The organism is Alkalilimnicola sp. S0819 (assembly GCF_009295635.1).
Taxonomy (GTDB): domain Bacteria; phylum Pseudomonadota; class Gammaproteobacteria; order Nitrococcales; family WHIW01; genus S0819.
On record NZ_WHIW01000009.1, the window covers coordinates 1 to 15,622 of the forward strand.

Consider the following 15,622-nt stretch of genomic DNA (forward strand, 5'->3'; position numbering starts at 1 on the left):
ACTCGCTTCGCTCAAACAGGCAACCCGCTTTTTCCCTTTCCGGCTGCGATGCTCGGCTGCATCGACGTCCGCCCCAGGCCGTACCCACCCCGGAACCCCATCTGTCGGCGCAAGCTCCACCGCTGAAAGCGAGGAGAGATGCGCTCGCGCCGTCGCTCTCTGTTTCAAGAAGCCGCCACCGACGTTCGAGGAGCCGTGTCCGGGTGGGCTTTGGGGGTTCGTTGGCGCAGCCGAGCCCCGCAGGGCTGAGCGGAAGGAGTGGAGCGCTGTCTGAGCGAAGCGAGTTCGCGGAACGCCGCTCAGACCGAGGAGCGAGGGGAGCCCCGGCGCAGCCGGGGCCCGGGGAGACACGGATCGATTCCCATGGGCCTCTGACCGTCTGTCGCGTTCGCAGCCAAGGCGCGTCTCGCGGGCAATGGCCGCAGCCCTTGCCAAGAGACGCAACGCGGGCTGGGAACGCGACAGACGGTCCCTTCGGGCGGCAGCCAGGCGCCCCTCGGCCGCGTTGCCGCCCTTGCAAAGGGCTACGGCCATTCGCCGCGGGCGCCGCCTTGCCGAGGAACGCCTGGCTGCCGCAGAGGCCCATGGGAATCAATCCGTGTCTCCCTGGACTTGGAACCCCCAAAACCCACCCGGACACGGCGGTCACCTCCGACGTTCAGGCGTGTATCCCCATGCTTTTCGGATTGGCAGGAAAGAATTGGTGGTTTTCCCCTAACCCGCGATGAACCATAATTTTCTGGCGATCCGGGAAGTCAGGCCTGAGCGTCGGTGGCGACCGCCTTATCCGGCACCCACGTCACGAGCCTCGTCACAGGGCCGGCTCCCTGTGCCGCCGCACCGCAGTCAGCCTGCGTCGGCGCTCTCGTCCGCTGCCGCGGAATCCGAGCCGGCCCGCAAGCTGCGCAGGAAACCCACCACCTTGTCGCCATCCCGCGTACGCGCCATACGCGGCAGGCTGTTGAGGAACACCTTGCCGTAGCTGCGGTTGATCAGCCGCGGATCACCGATCATCAGCACGCCCCGATCCTCGGTGTCACGAATCAGCCGCCCCACCCCCTGGCGCAGGGTAATCACCGCATGGGGCAACTGAAACGCCCCGAAGGGGCTCTGCCCGGCCGATTTCAGCGCCTCGATCTTCGCCTGGGTGACGGGGTCGTTGGGGGCGGCGAAGGGCAGGCGGTCGATGATCACGCAGCTCAGCGCCTCGCCGCGCACATCCACTCCTTCCCAGAAGCTCGCCGTGCCCAGCAGCACCGCGTTGCCCGCTTCCCGAAACTGCTCCAGCAGCTGGTTCTGCCCCGCATCACCCTGCACCAGCAGCGGATAATCGACCCGCGGGCGCAGCCATTCGGCGGCCTCGCGCAGGGCTCGGTGGCTGGTGAAGAGCATGAAGGCACGGCCTTCGCTGGCCTGCAGCACCGGCAAGGCCGCCTGCAGGAAGGCTTGTTGGTAAGCGGGGTGATTGGGCTCGGGCAGATCCCGCGGGCAGTAGAGCACCGCGTTGCGCCGGTAATCGAAGGGGCTGTCGAGCTTCAGGGTGCGGGGCTCTTCCAGGCCCAGCTGGCGGCTGAAGTGCTCAAAGCCCTCGGCCACGGAGAGTGTCGCCGAGGTGAACACCCAGGCGGCCTGCTGGCGCGCCATGTGGCCGCGGAACTGACCGGCCACCTCCAGCGGGGTGAGCCGCAGGATGAAGGACTGGCTGTAGGTCTCGTACCAGCGCACGGCGTTGGCCGCTTCCGGCTGGAGGAATTTGCTCCAGGCCTGGTAGGCGGCCTCGGCGCGGCGGTGGCAGCTCTCCAGGCCCTTGCCCCGCTCGGCCAGTGGCTCCAGTACCTGCACCAGGGCGCGCAGCCGGTCATCCAGTTGCTCCACCGCCTCGGTGACGGTCTGGTCTTCCTGCAGCTCGGCCCAGGCCGCCCGGCGCCCTTCCGTGCCCAGGCTCAGGCGCAGGTCCAGCAGCCCCCGCTCCAGTCGGTCCAGGGCTTCCAGCATGCCCGGCGCATCGCCCGCCTCCCGGTAGTACTCCATGCGCGCATCGCGCAGCAGATCATGCATCTGCCGACTACTCACGGAAAGCCCGAAGAACTGCTGGGCGGTCTCGGGCAATTGATGGGCCTCGTCCAGCACGTAGGCATCGGCCTGGGGCAGCACCTCGCCGAAGCCCCCTTCGCGGATGGCCCAGTCGGCGAGCAGCAGATGGTGATTGACCACCACCACATCGGCCTCCTGGGCTCGGCGGCGGGCTTCCATCAGGTGGCAGTCACTGTAATGGGGGCATTCCTGGCCCAGGCAGTTGTCGGCGGTGGAGCTGACCCGGCCGTGCATCAGCCCCTCCAGGGCACCGACGGGGGCTTCGCCAAGATCCCCGCTGCGGGTGAGGTGACTCCAACGCTGGATCTTCTGGAACAGGGCCGAAGCCTCGCGGCTCTCGAAACGGCCTTCCTGGGCGGCCATCTCGGTGCGGTAGATACACAGATAATTGCCGCGCCCTTTCAGCAGCGCGGTGCGCAGGGGGAGTTTCAGCGCCTCGCGCACCAGCGGTAGATCCCGCCGGAAAAGCTGATCCTGCAGAGTCTTGGTGCCGGTGGAAATGATCACCTTGCGCCGGGAGAGCAGCGCGGGCACCAGATAGGCGAAGGTCTTGCCGGTGCCGGTGCCGGCCTCGGCCACCAGCACCTCGCCGCCGGCCAAGGCCTCGCTTACCGCCTCGGCCAGGGCCTGCTGTTCGGGGCGCGGCTGAAAGCCGGGAATGGCCTCGGCAAGCGCCCCCCTTTCCCGCAGCGGCGAGACGCTGTCAGTCATCGCCCAGGGCCCTGGCGCGGGCGGCGGCCTGCTCCGCCCCCCGGGTATCGCCCCGCAGGCGGCGGGCGGCCTCGATCAGGCGCCAGTTCTGGCGCTGCAGCGCACGGGCATCGCCGGCCAGAGTGTTGGACTTCTGCGCCAGCTGCTCGGCCTGGTCGTAATTGCCTTCGGCGTAGCGCACCACGGCCAGGTTCTGCCACAGCACCGGGTGATCCGGGGCGATGCGCATGGCGCGCTCCAGGCGGGCGGCGGCGCTGTCGTAATCCCGCGCGGCCACCGCCTGCTCGGCCCGGGCCGCCAGGCCTTGGGCCGCCGGGGGCAGGGGCGGCAGGGCCCCTGCCGGGGTCTGGGCCCGATCGGGTTCACCGGCCTCTCCACGGCGCGGCCACTCCCGACCCTTCTCTTCCGGCGCGGGCTCTTCCACCGGCACCGGGCGCCGCTCGTCACGCTCCGGCGCCGGCGCCCGCCCGGCACAGGCGGCCAGCAGCCCCAGCAGCATCAGCAAAACTATCGAACGGCTCCGGCGCATCTTCATTCGAACAACCCCTTGATCCAGTCCCGGGCGCGGTCCAGACGCCCGCGCTCACCCACGCAGGCGGCCTGTTCGGCGGGCCCCAGGCCGCGGTAATACGGCAGCAGCCGGGCGCCTTCGCAATGCTCCGCCGCCAGCAGTCCGCTGCCGTTCTCCACCCAGAGCGTCTCCACCCCCGTCGGCGTGTCGGCGCGGGGCGCGCGCAGGGGCAGCTCCGCGAACAGCTCGCCCCAGATGGTCAAGGCGCCGCTGGAGCCGGTGAGCCCGGTGCGGCCGTTATCATCGCGCCCCACCCAGACCACGCCCAGCAGGTCCCGGGTGTAACCGGCGAACCAGCTGTCGCGGGTGTCGTTGGTGGTGCCGGTCTTGCCCGCCACGCCGCGGCTTGCGGGCAGCCAGCGGGCCAGCCCCCGGCCGGTGCCCTCGCTCACCGCGCCGCGCAGGGCATGGTTGACCAGGTAGACCGCCTCGCTGTCGAAGACCCGCTGCACCGAGAGCGCATAGCGGTTGAGCAGCTCGCCCCGGCGGTTCATGACTGCCCGCACGGCGCGCAACGGGGTGCGGAAACCACCCGAGGCGAGGGTCTGGTACATGTCCGCCACCTCCAGCGGCGTCTGCCCCACGCTGCCCAGCAAAAAGGAGGGATACACCGTGGCGGGCGGGTCACCGCCCAGGCGCTCGAAGGCATCCACCACCGCCCGCAGGCCAAGCTCCAGGCCCAGATTCACGGTGGCGGCATTGCGCGACTCCGCCAGCGCCCGCCACAGGGGCACGGGGCCGAGAAACTGCTTGTCGTAGTTCTGCGGCGCCCAGAGCCGGCCTTGGGCATCGGTGAGCTGCACGGGCTCATCATCGATCAGACTGCCCAGGCCGTAACTGGCCGGGCGCTCCAGGGCCGCCAGATAGGCGGCGGGCTTGATCAGCGAGCCGATCTGGCGGCGGGCATCCAGCGCCCGGTTGAAGCCGGCGTAACGCGGATCACGCCCACCCACCACGGCACGCACCTCGCCCGCATCCACATCCACCACCAGGGCCGCGGCTTCCAGGTCCTCCTTGCCCCAGGCGTCCAGGCGCCGGGCCACGGCCTGCTCGGCGCGCTCCTGCACCGAGGGTGCCAGGGTGGTGAATATCCGCAAGCCCTCGCTGGCCAGGTCCTCGTTACGGTAATCCCGGCGCAGGTGGCGGCGCACCAGATCCATGAAGGCCGGATAGGCGTTTTCCCGGGCGCGGATGGCGGGCACCACGCCCAGCGGCCGACCCTGGGCGATGCGCGCCTGCTCGGCGCTGATCAGCTGCTGCTCGGCCATCATCCGCAACACCAGATCGCGGCGCGCCTTGGCACGCCGCGGGTTGCTGCGCGGGTTGTAGTAGGACGGCCCCTTCACCAGCGCTACCAGCAGGGCCTGCTGCTCCAGGGGCAGCACTTCCAGCCCGCGGCCGAAGTAGAAGCGGCTGGCCAGGGCGAAGCCGTGGATCGCTCGCTGACCCTGCTGGCCCAGATAGACCTCGTTGAGGTAGGCCTCCAGGATCTCGTCCTTGTCGTAGTGCAGCTCCAGCAGCAGCGCCATCAGCGCCTCGTTGCCCTTGCGCCAGAGAGTGCGCTCGCTGCTCAGGTAGAAGTTCTTGATCAGCTGCTGGGTGAGCGTGCTGCCGCCCTGCACCACCCGCCCGGCCCGCACATTGGCCAGCAGTGCGCGGGCGATGCCGCTGAAGGAAAGGCCATGGTGGCGGTAGAAGTCCCGGTCCTCGGTGACCAGCAAGGCGCCGATCAAGGGGCGGGGCACCTCGTCCAGGCGCACCAGTACCCGGTCTTCCTTGTGGGCGGGGTAGATGCTGCCGATCAGAGCGGGCTCCAGCCGCGCCAGGTCCAGCATCCCGCCCGGCTGCTCCAGGGCGGCGATGCGCCCGCCGCGGATGCGCAGACGCAAGGTGCGGGCCGGCTCCTCGCCGTCGGGGAAGCGAAACCCGCGAGTCTCGACCCGGAAGTAGCCCCCGTCACGGCCGAAACTGCCCGGCCCCCGGCCACGCCGGTAATCCGCCGCCCGCAACTCCTGCTCCAGGGTGGCGGCGCTCAATTCCAGCCCCTGGTAGAGCTCCAGGGGCCGGGCGTAGACCTTGGCGGGCAGCGACCAGCGCTTGCCCTCGAAATGGCTGGTGATGCGCTGATCCAGATACCAGCCCCAGCCCGCCGCCAGCGGCAGGGCCAGCACCAGCAGCAGCAAGAACCCGCGGCGCAGGCGGGCGAACCAGCCGCGCCGGGCCGGCGAGCGCTTCGGGCGCGGGTGCTTTCGGGGTTTGCGCGCTTTCCTGCTCATGAACACTCAGCGGCGTTCAGCCACCAGCCAGTTGTAGATGAAACCGGCCAGCCCCAGGCCGATGAACGCCATCAGCGTCCAGGCGGGGATGCTCAGGCCCAGGATGGTGTGCACCTCGGCGCACTCGCCGCTGCCCTCGAAGACCACGCGGATGGCCTCGAACAGGGGAAAGACGTCCATCAGGTAGTCCAGCCCCGGGCCGCAGGCGGGAACCTCCTCGGCGGGCAGGCTCTGCAGGTATAGGTGGCGTACGGAAACCGCCCCGCCCAGGGCGGCGACCAGCAGCAGCAGCACGCCATAGACCCGTGCGCCCCAGGCCCGCGCCCCGTGCAGGGCGGCAATCAGGAACACCGCACCCAGCGCATAGACACCGATGCGCTGGAACATGCACAACGGGCAGGGTTCCATGCCCAGCGCCAGTTCCATATAGAAGGCCGCCGCGATCAAGACCGCACAGATAATGAAACCGGCCAGGTTGATCAGTCGCGGACGCTCGAGCACTGCTGCCATGTCTGGGGGCTTCCGTGAAGACGACAAAGGCGGAATCTTACCAGAGTGAGCCCGGCTGTCGGGGAACGACGCGGCACCAGGAACGCGGCGAATGAGCTACAACTACCCTGAACACTTGTAGTTTTGCCGCCGAGTGGTTTACTTTCAAACACGCGTTTGAACCATTACAGGATCCCGGGAGGAAGGAGACCTCGCATGACGATCGCGCTGTGGATACTCGCGCTGCTGTTGCTCACCGCGGCCTGCGCCTTTCTGCGCCTGCGGCTGTGGCTGAGCACCCTGCTCCTGTTCACCGCCCTGCTGCTGCTGAGCCTGAGCGGCCAGCTCGCCACCGGCGCCCTGGTGGCGCTGTGGCTGATCGCCGCCATCCTCCTGGTCCCGCTCAACCTTCCGCCGCTGCGCCGGGCACTGCTCAGCGATCGCATCCTCAAGCTGTTCCGCGCCAGCCTCCCGGGCATGTCCCGCACCGAGCAGGAAGCCCTGGAGGCCGGCACCGTATGGTGGGACGGTGAGCTGTTCAGCGGCTACCCGCGCTGGCAGAAGCTGCTGGCCGTGCCGCGCCCGGCCCTGAGCGCCGAGGAGCAGGCCTTCCTGGATGGCCCCACGGAGCAGTTGTGCAAGCTCATGGACGACTGGGAGATTACCCATGAGCGCATGGACCTGCCCCGTCCGGTGTGGGACTACATCCGCGAGCAGGGCTTCATGGGCATGATCATCCCCAAGGAGTACGGCGGCCTGGGCTTCTCGGCCCTGGCCCACTCCGAGGTGGTGATGAAACTCGCCACCCGCAGCCTCACCGGCGCGGTGACGGTGATGGTGCCCAACTCTCTGGGCCCCGCGGAGCTGCTGCTGCACTATGGCACCGCGGAGCAGAAGAACCACTACCTGCCGCGTCTTGCCCGGGGCGAGGAAATCCCCTGCTTTGCCCTCACCGGCCCCGAGGCGGGCTCCGACGCCGCTGCCATGCCCGATACCGGGGTGGTCTGCCACGGCGAGCATAACGGCGAGCAGGTCATCGGCCTGCGGCTGAACTGGGAGAAGCGCTACATCACCCTGGGCCCGGTGGCCACCGTGCTGGGGCTCGCCTTCAAGGTGCAGGACCCGGAGCGGCTGCTGGGCGGCGAGGAGGAGCTGGGCATCACCTGCGCGCTGATTCCCACCGACACCCCGGGCGTGGAAATCGGCAATCGCCACATCCCGCTGAACATCCCCTTCCAGAACGGCCCCAACAGCGGCCGGGATGTGTTCATCCCGCTGGAGTGGGTCATCGGCGGCCGGGAGATGATCGGCCGCGGCTGGCACATGCTGATGGATTGCCTCTCCGCGGGGCGCTCCATCTCCCTGCCCGCCGCCGGCACCGGTGGGGGCAAGCTGGCCACCCTCAGCGCCGGCGCCTATGCCCGGGTACGGCGCCAGTTCAACGCGCCGGTGGCCGAATTCGAGGGCGTGCAGGAAGCGCTGGGCCGCATCGCCGGGCTCACCTACCGCATGGACGCCACCCGCGTGCTCACCGCCACCGCCGTGGACCTGGGGGAGAAGCCCTCGGTGCTCTCGGCCATCGCCAAATACCATCTCTCGGAAGGCATGCGCCAGGTAATGAACGATGCCATGGACGTGCACGGCGGGCGCGGCATCTGCCTGGGGCCGAGCAATTATCTGGGCCGGGGCTATCAGGGTATTCCGGTAAGCATCACCGTGGAGGGGGCGAATATCCTCACCCGCAACCTGATGATCTTCGGCCAGGGGGCGATCCGCTGCCACCCCTACCTGCTGCGCGAAATGCAGGCGGCCCAGAGCGATGACCGCGCCGCCTTCGACCGCGCCTTCTGGGGCCATATCGGGTTCTGGCTGAGCAACAAGGTCCGCAGCTTCACCCTGGGGCTCACCGGCGGCTGGCTGAGCATGCCCCGCGGGGACAAGGACACCCGCCGCTATTACCGCCAGCTCAACCGCTACAGCGCGGCCTACGCGCTGGTGGCCGACAGCGCCCTGCTGAGCCTGGGGGGCGCGCTCAAGCGCAAGGAAAGCCTGTCGGCGCGGCTGGGCGATGTGCTGAGCTATCTCTACATGGCCTCCGCCTGCCTCAAGCACTACGAGGACCAGGGCCGCCCGCGGGATGATCTGCCGCTGCTGCGCTGGAACCTGCTGGAGCTCACCCGCCTGATCGAGAGCCGTCTGGATCAGGTGCTGCGGGAACTGCCTCTGCGCCCGCTGGCCTGGGGCCTGCGCCCGCTGGTCTTCCCGCTGGGCCGGCACCGTCGGCCCACGCCCCTGAATCTGCTGCGCCAGCTCTCCGACCTGGCGAGCCGGCGCACACCTTCGCGGGAGCGGCTGATCAAGGGCGCGTTCCGCAGCCTGGATCCGGACGACCCCATAGGGCGCATCGAATACGCCTTCGACCAGGCGCTCAGCGCCGAGCCCCTGGAGCAGCGCCTGAAACAGGCCCGTCGCGACGGCAAGCTGCAGGACGGCGCCGAGCCCATCGCCGCGGCACTCGCCACGGGCCTGCTGGAGGCCGCCGAGGCCGAACAACTGCGCCGCGCCCGCGAAGCCCGCCGCGCGGCTATCATGGTCGATGACTTCGCCCCGGATTACTTCCCCAAGGAGGAGACCCAATAATGGCAGCCAAGAGCGCAAGCTACAGCCGTCCCGTCTACGTGGTGGACGGCGCGCGCACGCCCTTCATCAAGGCCCGCGGCCGTCCCGGCCCCTTCGCCGCCGCGGACCTGGCGGTGGGCGCCGGCCGCCCGCTGCTGGCGCGGCAGAAATTCGCCCCCGAACAGCTCGATGAAGTGATCTGCGGCAATGCCATGGCCAGCGCCGACGAGGCCAACATCGCCCGCATCGCCGCCCTGCGGCTGGGCTGCGGCAAGGCCGTGCCGGCCTTTACCGTGCATCGCAACTGCGGCTCGGGCATGCAGGCGCTGGATTCGGCGGCCATGAACATCGCCGCCGGGCGCTCGGAGCTGGTGCTCGCCGGCGGCGTGGAGGCCATGAGCCACGGCCCGCTGCTGTTCAGCCCCGCCATGGTGCACTGGCTCGCCGACTGGAATCAGGCGAAAAGCGTCGGCCAGAGGATGAAGCTTCTGGGCCAGCTGCGCCCGCCCCACTTCGCCCCGGTGATCGGCCTGCTGCGCGGGCTCACCGACCCGGTGGTGGGCCTGAACATGGGCCAGACCGCCGAGAAGGTGGCCCACCAGTTCGGCATCAGCCGCCAGCAGATGGACGAATACGCCGCCCGCAGCCAGCGCCGCCTGGCCCATGCCCAGGAACAGGGCTGGATGGACGAGGTGGTGCCCCTGTACGGCCCCGACGGCAAGGTCTACGACCATGACGACGGGGTGCGCGCCGACAGCAGCGCCGAGAAGCTCGCCAAACTCAAGCCGGTGTTCGACCGCAAGTTCGGCAAGGTCACCGCGGGCAACAGCTCCCAGGTCACCGACGGCGCCGCCTGGCTGATCCTCGCCTCGGAAGAGGCCGTGCAAAAGCATGACCTGCCGGTGCTGGGGCGTCTGGTGGAGACCGAATGGGCGGGGCTGGACCCGGCGGTGATGGGCCTGGGCCCGGTGCACGCCGCCACCCCCATCCTCAAGCGCCGTCGCTGGGGCCTGAATGACGTGGATTACTGGGAGATCAACGAGGCTTTCGCCGGGCAGGTGCTCGGTTGCCTGGAAGCCTGGAAGGACGCGGACTATTGCCGCGAGTATCTGGGCAAGAAGGACGCCCTGGGGCAGCTGGACGAGGAGCGCCTGAACGTGGACGGCGGCGCCATCGGCGCGGGCCATCCAGTGGGCGCCAGCGGCGCGCGCATCGTGCTGCACCTGCTGAAGGTGCTGCGGCGAGAGAACGCCAGGCGCGGCATCGCCACCCTGTGCATCGGCGGCGGCCAGGGCGGCGCGGTGCTGGTGGAAAGCGCCTGAGGAACAAGGAGAGAGACATGAGCGAACAACAGCAATACAAGCACTGGCGGCTGCACGTCGACGAGCAGCGCATACACTGGCTGGCCCTGGACAAGGCCGGGGCCTCCACCAATGTGCTGGACGAGGAAGTCCTGAGCGAGCTGGGCCAGGTGCTGGAAGCGCTGGAGCGGGACAAGCCCGCCGGCGTGGTGTTCCATTCGGCCAAGAAGAACGGCTTCATCGCCGGCGCCGACATCAAGATGATCCAACGCCTGGAAGGAGCGGACGACCCGATCACCCTGCTGCGCGACTCCCAGGCCCTGTTCGACCGCATCGAGGCCCTGCCCTGCCCCACCCTGGCGCTGATCCACGGCTTCTGCCTGGGCGGCGGGCTGGAGCTGGCACTGGCCTGCGATTACCGCATCGCCGAGGAGTCCGACAGCACCAAACTGGGCTTGCCCGAGGTCATGCTGGGCGTGCACCCGGGCTGGGGCGGCACCGTCCGCCTGCCCCGGCTGATCGGCGCGCTGCAGGCCATGCCGCTGATCCTTACCGGCCGCACGCTGCGCGCCAAACCCGCCGCCAAGCTCGGCGTGGTGGACTACGCCGTGCCGGCGCGCCAACTGCGCACCGCCGCCCGCCGCCTCATCCTGGAGCGCCCCGCCAAACGCGCCCCCAAGGGCCTGGCCGCCCTGTCCAACCAGCCCTGGCTGCGCAAGCCCATCGCCTGGCAGATGCGCAAGCAGGTCTCGGGCAAGGCCCGCCCGGAGCACTACCCCGCCCCCTACGCCATCATCGAGCTGTGGCAGCGCCAGACCGGCAGCACCAGCGAACAGCTGCGCCAGGAGGCCGAATCCTTCGTGGAGTTGGCCCGCACCGACACCAGCCAGAACCTGATCCGGGTATTCTTCCTGCAGGAGCAGATGAAGGCCCTGGGCCGGGTGAAGGCGGACAAGCCCCAACGCGTGCACGTGGTGGGGGCCGGCACCATGGGCGGCGACATCGCCGCCTGGTGCGCCATGCAGGGGCTCACGGTCACGCTGCAGGACCGGGAGCCGAAGTTCATCGCCCCGGCCATCAAACGCGCACAACAACTCTACAAGGGCAAGCTGAAGAGCCGTCGAGCCGTGACCGCCGCAATGGATCGTCTGATCCCGGACGTGGAAGGCCTGGGCGTGCCCCAGGCGGATCTGATCATCGAGGCGGTGCCGGAGAACCTGGAACTCAAGCAGCAGATCTTCAAGGACCTGGAAGCCCGGGCCAAGCCCGAGGCGGTGCTCGCCAGCAATACCTCCAGCATTCCGCTGGAAGAGATCGCCCAGGCGCTCACCGCGCCCGAGCGCCTGGTGGGCATCCACTTCTTCAACCCGGTGGCGAAGATGCAGCTGGTGGAAGTGGTGCTGGCCGAGAACACCAGCGAGGCCGTGCGCGACCGGGCCCAGGCCTTCTGCGGCGCCATCGGCCGCCTGCCCCTGCCGGTGAAGAGCGCGCCGGGTTTTCTGGTCAACCGGGTGCTCATGCCCTATCTGATGGAAGCGGTGACCCTGATCGACGAAGGTGTCGCGCCGGAATCCGTGGACGCCGCCGCCAAGCGCTTCGGCATGCCCATGGGGCCGGTAGAGCTGGCCGATACCGTGGGGCTGGATATCTGCCAGCACGTGGGCGAAATCCTCGCTCGGCACCTGGGCGGTGGCGAGCCGCCCAAGGCGCTCTCGCGCCATGTGGCGCGGGGCGAGCTGGGGCGCAAGAGCGGGCGCGGCTTCTATGAATGGCGCAAGGGCAAGCCGGTGAAGAACAAGACCGACGGCAGCCGCGCGGATCTGGACGAACTGGCCGACCGCATGGTCTATCGGCTGCTCAACGAGGCCGTGGCCTGTTTGCGCGAGGGTGTGGTGGACAATGCCGAGTTGCTGGATGGCGGCATGATCTTCGGCACCGGCTTCGCCCCCTTCCGTGGCGGCCCCATCAACCACCTGCGCGCCCGCAGCATCAAGTGCGCCCGTCACCGCCTGCAGGAGTTGCAGGAGCGCTATGGCGAGCGTTTCACCCCGGACGCGGGCTGGGAGAGCCTGGAGGAATAGCCCTCGCAGCCGCGCTGTAGCCGCGGGCGGAGTCGCGGACCCCGCTGCCACCGGAACCGAAGGTGGCCCGCAGGGTTCCGGATTCCCGCCCCTGCGGCTTCAGCCGGGCGCCTCAGGGCTCGGCCTTGCGGAGGACGGCCTGCAGTTCCGCGTTCAGCGGCGGAGCCAGGGGGCTTCGGCGACGCTGGAAAAGCGCTACCAGCTGCTCGTAATACCACAGCGTACCCTCGCGCCCGGCGCGGAAACGCTCGAATACGCCGGGGCCAATCTCGGTCAGATCCAGGTGGATGGACTGCAAGTTGTGCAGCTTATCGCAGCCCGCCACCAACAGGGTACGCTCCGGCGCCGCGTCCAGCTGAGCCAGGTACGCCCGCTTGCGGGTGTGCCATTCCGGCTTGTTCCCCCGGGCATCCGGCAGCCCGTCGGTGCAGCCCAGCACGACCTCGTACACCACTTCGCCGAAGGCACGCACCCGCGGCGTCCAATGCTCGCCGGCATCCTCCAGCACATCGTGCAGCAAGGCGGCGATCTGCTGGTCCTCGTCACCGCCGTAGCGGGCCACCAGCGCGGCCACGGCCACCGGATGGGTGATGTAGGGAACATCGGTCCCCTTGCGGGCCTGCCGCTCATGGGCTTCGGCGGCGACCGCCAGAGCCTGGGTGAAACGGGGCGTCATTCCCCTACCTCCAGATTCCGAGCGCTTTCAGCCCGCGCCCGCAGCCAGGCCGCCCAGTCCCCCTCCGGAACCGGTACCCAGTCCGCGGCGGCATCCCGGGCGAAATAGATCCAGGCCTCGCCGTAGGGCGTGGCCATCAACTGGCGATCGTAGAACTCCGGATAGCCTTCCAGACGGTCCAGCGCGGCGAAGACCGTGCGATCCACCGCGTAGACTTCACCGAGCACCCGGCCCTGACCGCCGCGCACCACGGCGGGATAGGGGCCGAGATCGTAGAGTTGGTAACCGGGGGCGCTGCGGCACGGGCCGAGCAGGGGCGAATCGCCCAGTACACTATGGTTGTACTCGCCGCGGCGCAGACTGCCGTAGACGAAAACGCGTTGACTCATTGCGGGCTCCTGAAGTCTTCAGAACCAGAGTCTAGCGCGTCGGAGCGACAGGGATTGTCGTGGACGTGCGCGAAAGCGCGTCCGCGTGGTCGCGAGCCAAGCCAGCGGAGGCGCGGCTCAAGCCTTCTGACGACCGTCCCGGTAGCGGGCCTCGTTGGCGGCGACACGGCGGGAGAGATCCAGGCCCCAGGCGCTGTAGGCGCCGGCGGCACAATTGCTCACCGCCGGGCTCCAGTTGTTGCGCCGGGCATGCACGGAACTCAGCCAGTGCTCCTCGGAGCCGCTGCGCCCTAGTTGCTCCGCCATGCCGTTCCAGCCGGCGGCCCAAAGATTGCACATCTGCGCCATCGCTTGGGCGTTGGCGGCGAGCACCTGCTGTGACCAGTAAAGATGAAACATGGACCCCTCCTCATGGTGCAGCCGCATAATCTATAAAGTCTATTTGTTTATCGGCCGATGCACCCAAAACTGCAGCATTACTCGCCGGCAAACTGTGATTTGCATCACACTTTTACTGGTTTTCGAGTCATATGTCGCAACATTTCGACACTGCAGCGCAGCATTCGCGGCCTTGCGGGAGGGGGGAGGTAGCCGACGAGGCGTGTCGAGACAGGACCGGCGCGGCGGTAAATCAATCGCGGACCGCGATGCTCACCGTATTGCGTCCGGCGTGCTTGGCGGCATAGAGCGCCTTGTCCGCCTCCAGCGCGACCTCCACCGCGTCGGGGCAATCGGGGAAGCTGGCAACGCCGGCGCTGAAACTGCAGGCGAACACACCTTCGCTGGAGAACTGGCGGATCTTGCCGAAGCTCTTGCGTACCTGGTCGACGATGGCGGCGGCGGTGGGGGCATCGGCGTCGGGGAGAATCACGGCAAACTCTTCGCCCCCGTAGCGGCCGATGTAATCGGTCTTGCGCAGGCGCTGTTGCAGCACCCGGGCGAGGGTCTTGATCACCCGATCCCCCACCGGGTGGCCGTGGGTGTCGTTCACGGACTTGAAGTGGTCGATGTCGATCATGGCGAAGGACAAGGTGCCGCCCCGCCGAGCCGCCCGGGCCACCTCGTTGTGCAGCTGCTCCTTGATGCTGGTGTGGTTGAGCAGCCCGGTGAGGTTGTCGGTGAGCATCAGTGAGCGCAGGATGCGGGCACGCTCGGCGCGGATGGCCACCGAGCGGATCAGGTGCGCCGGGCTGATGGGCTTGGTGAGGAAATCGTCACCGCCCAGGCTCATGGCGTCCAGCTGACGCTCCAATTGCGTTTCCGCCGACAGGAATACGATGGGAATGCTGGCGTAGCGCGGCACCTGGCGGATCACCGTGGCCAGTTCCGTGCCGCTGCAGCCCGGCATGTACATGTCCATCAGGATCAGGTCGGCGGCGGCCTCGTCCAGGACTTCCAGCACGCGGATGGAGTCGTTGACCACCGTGGTGTGCATGCCCGCGCGCTTGAGGATGGTGGAGTAGTAGATCGCCTGGGTGGAACTGTCCTCCACGATGACGATGTGAAAGGGATCCTTCTCCTGCTCGGTGGTCAGCTTGTCCAGCTGGTCCACCAGCTCGTGCACGTCCACGGGCTTGAGCACATAGGCGTCGGCACCGGCCCGCGCCGCCCGCAGCCGCGATTCGATATCGCCCCGCTCGGTAAGGAAGAGCAGCGGCAGATCCTCGCCACCCAGCTCGCGCACTCGCTGGGCGGCCTCGCTGAGGCTGAGCTCCTCCTCGGGGAGCAGCACGTCCATGACCACCGCCTCCGGGGTTTCCTCGGCCAGCAAGGCCAGCAGCTCATCCAGGGTGGCGGCGGTTTCTATGCTGTAGCCGAAGTGGGCGATCTGGTGCGAGAGTTCGTCGGCCAGGGTTTCCTCGGCTTCAAGGATCAGCACCCGCAGGCTGCGCCGGGCCTGGGCGCCTACGGCCTCGACCACCTCCGGGCGCGGTGCGCACGGAGTTTCCGCACTGAGCTTGACCAGGGCCTCCAGATAATCGCGCAGGATATCCTTGAACTCGCGGGTGAAAGTCTCCTCGCCCTCGGCCAAGGGCGCGAGCATCACGTCGATGATGCCGGCCAGATCGGCCACCTTGCGGTAGCCATGCTCGGCGGCGCTCTCGCTGAGCGCACAGGCCTGGCGTTGCAGTGCCCGCAGGGTCTCCAGCGACGCGGCCTCGTCCAGCCCCGCCCAACCGTCCTGGAGCTGGCGAACCGGCGCCAGCACCGGCGAGGCGACCGTGTCGACGTCGCCTATGATCATGGAACTTCCCGACATCGTTATTATTCGCTAGCTTCGGCGTAGTATTGTTGTGCTTCTCAGGGCGGCGGCCCTTTTATACAAAGAGTTAGTACACGATACGGCAAATTCGACGTGCGCGTCACCTCCGCCCCCCCAAGCTCAAGTTTTCCGCCATCCTGCCGTCACAGATT

At 68.5% G+C, this 15,622-nt stretch carries 11 protein-coding genes; 3 read left to right on the forward strand and 8 right to left on the reverse strand.

The features are described from left to right. Window positions 1–846: 846 nt before the first annotated feature. From GBG68_RS08840 to GBG68_RS08855, 4 genes are read right to left on the reverse strand one after another with little or no spacing between them, the layout of a single operon-like run. Window positions 847–2,805, reverse strand: a complete 1,959-nt coding sequence (locus GBG68_RS08840; protein WP_152146587.1) for an ATP-dependent DNA helicase — start codon at window positions 2,803–2,805, stop codon at window positions 847–849. Further along, window positions 2,798–3,340, reverse strand: a complete 543-nt coding sequence (locus GBG68_RS08845) for a tetratricopeptide repeat protein (RefSeq protein ID WP_152146588.1) — start codon at window positions 3,338–3,340, stop codon at window positions 2,798–2,800. The genes GBG68_RS08840 and GBG68_RS08845 overlap by 8 nt, the downstream gene beginning before the upstream one ends. Continuing rightward, the gene (gene mrcB / locus GBG68_RS08850; protein ID WP_152146589.1) at window positions 3,337–5,652 is read right to left on the reverse strand and encodes a penicillin-binding protein 1B; all 2,316 of its coding nucleotides are present in this window, start codon (window positions 5,650–5,652) and stop codon (window positions 3,337–3,339) included. The genes GBG68_RS08845 and mrcB overlap by 4 nt, the downstream gene beginning before the upstream one ends. 6 nt (window positions 5,653–5,658) lie before the next feature. After that, on the reverse strand, window positions 5,659–6,162 hold the full coding sequence (locus GBG68_RS08855) for a disulfide bond formation protein B (RefSeq protein ID WP_152146590.1): 504 nt from the start codon (window positions 6,160–6,162) through the stop codon (window positions 5,659–5,661). A 195-nt stretch (window positions 6,163–6,357) separates the two neighbouring features. Between GBG68_RS08855 and GBG68_RS08860 the strand changes: the two genes are divergently transcribed. From GBG68_RS08860 to GBG68_RS08870, 3 genes are read left to right on the forward strand one after another with little or no spacing between them, the layout of a single operon-like run. Next, on the forward strand, window positions 6,358–8,781 hold the full coding sequence (locus GBG68_RS08860; RefSeq protein ID WP_152146591.1) for an acyl-CoA dehydrogenase: 2,424 nt from the start codon (window positions 6,358–6,360) through the stop codon (window positions 8,779–8,781). Next, entirely contained in the window at window positions 8,781–10,082 is a 1,302-nt protein-coding gene (locus tag GBG68_RS08865) for an acetyl-CoA C-acetyltransferase (protein WP_152146592.1), read from the forward strand. The genes GBG68_RS08860 and GBG68_RS08865 overlap by 1 nt, the downstream gene beginning before the upstream one ends. Window positions 10,083–10,099: 17 nt before the next feature. Next, the gene (locus GBG68_RS08870) at window positions 10,100–12,142 is read left to right on the forward strand and encodes a 3-hydroxyacyl-CoA dehydrogenase NAD-binding domain-containing protein (RefSeq protein WP_152146593.1); all 2,043 of its coding nucleotides are present in this window, start codon (window positions 10,100–10,102) and stop codon (window positions 12,140–12,142) included. Window positions 12,143–12,254: 112 nt separating this feature from the next. Here the strand turns inward: GBG68_RS08870 and GBG68_RS08875 are convergent, their stop codons facing one another. The 4 genes from GBG68_RS08875 to GBG68_RS08890 form a co-directional block, all read right to left on the reverse strand. After that, complete coding sequence (locus tag GBG68_RS08875; RefSeq protein WP_152146594.1) at window positions 12,255–12,818, reverse strand: HD domain-containing protein; 564 nt, start codon at window positions 12,816–12,818, stop codon at window positions 12,255–12,257. After that, a complete protein-coding gene (locus GBG68_RS08880; RefSeq protein ID WP_152146595.1) occupies window positions 12,815–13,207 on the reverse strand; it encodes a gamma-glutamylcyclotransferase in 393 nt (130 codons plus the stop codon). The genes GBG68_RS08875 and GBG68_RS08880 overlap by 4 nt, the downstream gene beginning before the upstream one ends. Window positions 13,208–13,324: 117 nt before the next feature. Then, window positions 13,325–13,606, reverse strand: coding sequence for a hypothetical protein (locus GBG68_RS08885; protein ID WP_152146596.1), 282 nt, complete (start codon window positions 13,604–13,606; stop codon window positions 13,325–13,327). A gap of 232 nt (window positions 13,607–13,838) precedes the next feature. Further along, entirely contained in the window at window positions 13,839–15,452 is a 1,614-nt protein-coding gene (locus GBG68_RS08890) for a diguanylate cyclase (RefSeq protein ID WP_193222273.1), read from the reverse strand. Between the last annotated feature and the right edge of the window lie 170 nt (window positions 15,453–15,622).

Bases quoted from the DNA above. Each gene is read 5' to 3' on its own strand.
- GBG68_RS08840 (WP_152146587.1), bottom strand. From the start codon at position 2,805: ATGACTGACAGCGTCTCGCCGCTGCGGGAAAGGGGGGCGCTTGCCGAG.
- GBG68_RS08845 (WP_152146588.1), bottom strand. From the start codon at position 3,340: ATGAAGATGCGCCGGAGCCGTTCGATAGTTTTGCTGATGCTGCTGGGG.
- mrcB (WP_152146589.1), bottom strand. From the start codon at position 5,652: ATGAGCAGGAAAGCGCGCAAACCCCGAAAGCACCCGCGCCCGAAGCGC.
- GBG68_RS08855 (WP_152146590.1), bottom strand. From the start codon at position 6,162: ATGGCAGCAGTGCTCGAGCGTCCGCGACTGATCAACCTGGCCGGTTTC.
- GBG68_RS08860 (WP_152146591.1), top strand. From the start codon at position 6,358: ATGACGATCGCGCTGTGGATACTCGCGCTGCTGTTGCTCACCGCGGCC.
- GBG68_RS08865 (WP_152146592.1), top strand. From the start codon at position 8,781: ATGGCAGCCAAGAGCGCAAGCTACAGCCGTCCCGTCTACGTGGTGGAC.
- GBG68_RS08870 (WP_152146593.1), top strand. From the start codon at position 10,100: ATGAGCGAACAACAGCAATACAAGCACTGGCGGCTGCACGTCGACGAG.
- GBG68_RS08875 (WP_152146594.1), bottom strand. From the start codon at position 12,818: ATGACGCCCCGTTTCACCCAGGCTCTGGCGGTCGCCGCCGAAGCCCAT.
- GBG68_RS08880 (WP_152146595.1), bottom strand. From the start codon at position 13,207: ATGAGTCAACGCGTTTTCGTCTACGGCAGTCTGCGCCGCGGCGAGTAC.
- GBG68_RS08885 (WP_152146596.1), bottom strand. From the start codon at position 13,606: ATGTTTCATCTTTACTGGTCACAGCAGGTGCTCGCCGCCAACGCCCAA.
- GBG68_RS08890 (WP_193222273.1), bottom strand. From the start codon at position 15,452: ATGATCATAGGCGACGTCGACACGGTCGCCTCGCCGGTGCTGGCGCCG.